Source organism: Faecalibacillus sp. (assembly GCF_047023275.1).
Taxonomy (GTDB): Bacteria; Bacillota_I; Bacilli_A; order Erysipelotrichales; family Coprobacillaceae; genus Faecalibacillus.
On the sequence record NZ_JBKYAR010000030.1, the window covers coordinates 7,663 to 12,869 of the forward strand.

General features: G+C 30.8%; 4 protein-coding genes. 1 reads left to right on the forward strand and 3 read right to left on the reverse strand.

Going from position 1 to position 5,207, the window contains the following annotated elements; translation table 11 throughout:
* Positions 1–174: 174 nt before the first annotated feature.
* On the forward strand, positions 175–1,506 hold the full coding sequence (locus ACLVEP_RS10140) for an IS4 family transposase (RefSeq protein WP_412582691.1): 1,332 nt from the start codon (positions 175–177) through the stop codon (positions 1,504–1,506).
* A 220-nt stretch (positions 1,507–1,726) separates the two neighbouring features.
* On the opposite strand, the gene ACLVEP_RS10145 is transcribed toward ACLVEP_RS10140, so the two are convergent.
* The 3 genes from ACLVEP_RS10145 to miaB all read right to left on the reverse strand — a co-directional run bounded on the left by ACLVEP_RS10145 (position 1,727) and on the right by miaB (position 5,081).
* Positions 1,727–3,229 carry an IMP dehydrogenase gene (locus tag ACLVEP_RS10145; RefSeq protein ID WP_412584612.1) on the reverse strand — a complete coding sequence of 501 codons (1,503 nt, stop codon included), beginning with the start codon at positions 3,227–3,229 and terminating at the stop codon, positions 1,727–1,729.
* A gap of 90 nt (positions 3,230–3,319) precedes the next feature.
* Positions 3,320–3,655, reverse strand: a complete 336-nt coding sequence (locus tag ACLVEP_RS10150; RefSeq protein WP_318000444.1) for a YlbF family regulator — start codon at positions 3,653–3,655, stop codon at positions 3,320–3,322.
* Positions 3,639–5,081: a tRNA (N6-isopentenyl adenosine(37)-C2)-methylthiotransferase MiaB gene (gene miaB / locus ACLVEP_RS10155; protein ID WP_412584614.1), complete on the reverse strand. Its 1,443-nt coding sequence runs from the start codon at positions 5,079–5,081 to the stop codon at positions 3,639–3,641. The genes ACLVEP_RS10150 and miaB overlap by 17 nt, the downstream gene beginning before the upstream one ends.
* Positions 5,082–5,207: the final 126 nt, after the last annotated feature.

Below are 5,207 nucleotides of genomic sequence, written 5' to 3' on the forward strand. Positions count from 1 at the left end.
CAATGTCATTAAGTTAAGACTTTTTTAAGAGAATTTCTATATTTTATAAAATATGGGGGTTCTTTTTTTTATCTATTGACATGACTTTGATTTTGTGCGGCTTATAATGAATATTCTTTATATTCATTATAAGCCCTTTTTAGTAGGTGTATTTTTCAAAGGAGGATATTATCTATGTCAAATAAAAATACTAAAATTGCCTACTATTCCCCAAAGTGGATTTCTCGTCGCTTGGATGATGTTATCGATTCTACTGTAGAGTCTATTGGATGTTTTTGTGTTGATCCGGTTTCTAATTTTACCAGAAGCCGTATTCTTACTCCCAAGACACTTATTAAATTTATTTTAGGTTTGCAGGCTCACTCTTTGCCAAGTGAAGTTTCTGATTATTTTACTTCTTCAGATACTGATATCCCATCAGTATCTGCTGTTTCACAACGCCGTGACCTGTTGTACCCTGAAATTTTTAAATCTATCAACAGAAGATTTCTTTCTTCCATTGATAATCTGTCCACATTGAATGGTTACTATATTCTTGCACAGGATGGTTCCGATATCAATCTGCCCTTTTTACAGGATGATACTCAAATCTCTTATGGTCAGGATTCTATTGTTTGTCAATATCATCTGAATGCCTTGTATGACTGTATCAATCATGTATTTTGGGAATCAAGAATTGATCTGCCAACCAAAAAAAGTGAAGTAAGCGCACTGATTGATTTTATCAATCACCGTAATTATCCTGAAAATTCAATTATTACAGCTGATAGAAACTATGAAAGTTACAATCTCATGGCTCATTGTATTGAAAGTAATCAAAAATTTGTATTCAGAGTTAAGGATATCGATACGAAAAAAGGAATTTTGACATCTCTATCCCTACCCGATGAAATATTTGATATTACTGTTACTCGTACGCTTACAAATGTACAAACAAATGAAGTCAAGAAAAATGAAAACAATCAATTTGTATTTGTTCCTTCAACTTCTGTTTTTGATTATCTCGATGCCTGTAATCGTTTCTATGATCTTAGTTTTAGAATCATAAGATTTAAAATAGCTGGTGATAAATATGAAACATTGGTTACCAATCTTGATGAAAATGAATTCAAATTAAGTGATTTCAAAGATCTTTACCATCTTAGATGGAATGAAGAAACGGCATTCTATTATCTCAAATACGCAGTTGGCATGCTTTATTTCCATTGTAAAAAAAGGCAGCATATACAGCAGGAAATATACGCATCAATTTTATTTTATAACTATGCAAATTTGATCATTCAAAATATAAAAAAGAAGATGGAGATTAAAAAGACAAAGTACATATACAACATCAATGTAAGATCAGCATTGACCAACATAAGAAACTATTTTCGTAATCAAATAAAAGAATCCATCCTGATCAGAAACATAAAAAAATATCTGACCCCATCAAGGCCAGATAGAAACGTTCAACGTTCTATAAAACGACAATCACCAAGAGCGTTAAATAATAGAACAAGTTGACAGAGTTATTCTAACATAATTTTTTCTAGATATCACAAATTTTTTTGAGCCTAGACACTGGTTCTTTTAAAGTGCGTCAAAAATAAGATAATAAACCAAATTATTTAGGATAAAACAAAAAGAACAGAACATAGAAATATGTCTGTCCTTAACTTAACATAAATAGAACTGTCTTTTGTACAATGCCACCTTAACTTAATGACATTGCTTCTAAGAAGTCTTATTTTTGTTCTTTAGAGTCTTTTAACACAACATCATGTGCGCCACCTTCAACAATTGAAGTAGCTGATACTAAAGTAATTTTAGCTTTTTGTTGTAATTCAGGGATTGTTAAAGCACCACAGTTACACATTGTATGTTTAATTTTTGATAATGATAATCCAACGTTATCTTTTAAGCTTCCTGCATATGGTACATAAGAATCTACACCTTCTTCAAAAGAAAGTTTAGCATCTCCACCCATATCATAACGTTGCCAGTTACGAGCACGAGCAGAACCTTCTCCCCAATATTCTTTCATATATTGTCCATTAATTTGAACTTTATTTGTAGGAGATTCATCAAATCTTGAGAAATATCTACCTAGCATAATAAAATCAGAACCCATCGCTAAGGCTAATGTCATATGGTAATCATGAACGATACCACCATCTGAACAAATTGGTACATAAATTCCTGTTTCTTTAAAGTATTCATCTCTTGCTTTAGCTACTTCGATTGTTGCTGTAGCTTGTCCACGACCAATACCTTTTTGTTCACGAGTGATACAAATTGATCCTCCACCGATACCAATTTTAACGAAATCAGCACCACATTCAGCTAAGAATCTAAATCCTTCTGCATCAACAACGTTACCGGCACCTACTTTAACAGTATCACCATAATTTTCTCTAATCCAATCGATTGTTAATTTTTGCCATTCTGAGAATCCTTCAGATGAATCGATACATAAAACATCAGCACCAGCTTCTACTAATGCAGGAACACGTGTAGCATAGTCACGTGTATTGATTCCAGCACCAACAATGTAACGTTTATTTTCATCTAATAATTCATTTGGATTATTTTTTCTATTTTCATAGTCTTTTCTAAATACGAAATAATGTAATCTTTGTTCAGCATCTACTACAGGTAATGCATTTAATTTGTTATCCCAAATCATATCATTACATTCTTTAAGAGATGTTCCTAAATTTGCACAAATTAGTTTATCATATGGTGTCATAAAAGTTTCAACTTTTGTATCCATTGATAAACGAGAAATACGATAATCTCTTCCAGTAACAACTCCTAATAATTTACCGTTAGCAGTTCCATCTGCTGTAACTGCCATTGTTGAATGTCCAGTTTTTTCTTTTAAATCTAAAACATCTTTTAAAGTTGATTCAGGTGATAAGTTTGAATCACTTGGAACGAATCCAGCTTTATAATTTTTAACACGTCTTACCATAGCTGCTTGGCTTTCGATTGATTGAGATCCATAAATAAATGAAACTCCACCTTCTTTAGCTAAGGCAATTGCCATATTGTCATCAGATACAGCTTGCATAATTGCTGAAACTAATGGAATATTTAATGATAATGCAGGTTCTTCACCTTTTTTAAATTTAACTAATGGTGTTTTTAAACTTACGTTTTCAGCACGACACTCAGCTGATGAGTATCCTGGAACTAATAAATATTCATTAAAAGTATGCGATGGTTCTTCAAAGTAAAATGCCATTTTTTTATCTCCTTATTCTTTCTATATTTTTGAAAAATTATAATCCCCAAATTTAAATAAGTCAATAATAAAAAGAAAAAGTAGGTTTCCCTACTTTAAAGCATTATTCATTTGTTGATTGATTGTTTGTAAGATTTCATTCACTTCATTTTGTAAATATAAATAATTAACAACTAATGGATGATTTTCATAATATGCCTTTTTTTCTTGATATTCTTGAATTGTTTTTGTAACACCATCATCCTGTTTAGCTTTTTGATTGACAATCTTTTTTTGTAATGCTTTTAATTCTTTTTCTAATTGTTTAAGTTTTTCATCATTTAAAACAAGTTTTTCATACTTTTGATATTCTTGAACAACTTCTAAATCTAAAATTTCTTGATTTAATTTTCTAGCAAGTTCTTCAATTCTAGTCAACTTGTTCACCTTTTAAAGCCCAAGTTTTTACTTCTGTGACTTTTACAGGCACAATTTTACCAATATCTTCTTTACGTCCTTTGAAGTTGATCAATTTTTGATGTGCAGTATATCCTGTCATCATTGTTTCATCACGTTTAGATGGACCATCTACTAAAACATCCACAACTTGATTTAAGAAACGTTGATTTTGTTTTAAAGCTTTTTCTTTAACAACTTCATTTAATCTTTCTAAACGATCTTGTTTTTGTTCAAATGGCACATTGTCTTGCATTTTAGCCGCAGGTGTTCCTTCACGAGGAGAATAGATAAATGTATAGGCTAAATCGTATTCACATTCTTCATATAAAGAAAGTGTATCTTGGAATTGTTCTTCTGTTTCATTTGGGAAACCAACAATAATATCTGTTGTAATTGAACAATCTGGCATCACTTCTTTGATCATGTGGAAAAGTTCTAAATATTGTTCTCTTGTATATCTTCTACCCATTAATTTCAAGATTTCTGTATTTCCTGATTGTACTGGTAAATGGATATAAGGCATGATGTTATCATATTGATTAATGATTTCAATCATTTCTCTAGAAAAATCCCATGGATGACTTGTTGTAAAACGAATACGCGCAATACCAGTTTTAGCAACTTCTTCTAAAAGAGTCGCAAAATCATAGTCTTCTTCTAAATCTTTTCCATAACTATTGACATTTTGTCCAAGTAAAGTGATTTCTTGATACCCATCTGCTTTTAATCCTTTAACTTCTTCAATAATATCATCCATTAAACGAGAACGTTCTTTTCCTCTTGTATAAGGCACAATACAATACGTACAGAATTTATTACATCCATACATAATATTGACCCATGCTTTATGCCCATTAGCACGTGTAACAGGCGTATTTTCAATAACATCCCCTTCTTTAGACCATACTTCTACAACCATTTCTTTACTAAACATTGCTTCTTTTAATAAAGTTGGTAAACGATGAATATTATGTGTTCCAAAGATTAAATCTATATGTGGGTGCTTTTCTAATATTCTTTTAATAACAACTTCTTCTTGCGCCATACAACCGCATAAACCAAAAATAAGATTTGGGTTTTTCTTCTTTAAGTTTTTAACATAACCTACTTTCCCAAATACTTTTTCTTCTGCGTTTTCTCTAATAGCACAGGTATTTAATAAAATGACATCAGCATCTTCAATTTCTTTAGCAGCTGTATATCCCATCATTTCAAAAATACCTGCTAATGTTTCACCATCACGTTCATTAGCTTGACAACCATAAGTATGAATATAATAAGTTTTTCCTTTACCTACACTCACCATATCACTAGGTATTTCAAAAGCATCTTTTAAATGATCAACTTGTTTTCTACTTCTTTTTTGAGCCTCTTTTAAATTTGGCCCTTTAAAATATTCACTATAATCTTTCATTTTTTCACCACATTTCTTTCCTATTATATACATAAAGTTATCTTTTGGCTAGAAAAAAATAAGGACTTATCAGTCAATGTCATTAAGTTAAGACTTTTTTAAGAGAATTTCTATATTTTATAAAAT

Bases quoted from the DNA above. Each gene is read 5' to 3' on its own strand.
- ACLVEP_RS10140 (WP_412582691.1), top strand. From the start codon at position 175: ATGTCAAATAAAAATACTAAAATTGCCTACTATTCCCCAAAGTGGATT.
- ACLVEP_RS10145 (WP_412584612.1), bottom strand. From the start codon at position 3,229: ATGGCATTTTACTTTGAAGAACCATCGCATACTTTTAATGAATATTTA.
- miaB (WP_412584614.1), bottom strand. From the start codon at position 5,081: ATGAAAGATTATAGTGAATATTTTAAAGGGCCAAATTTAAAAGAGGCT.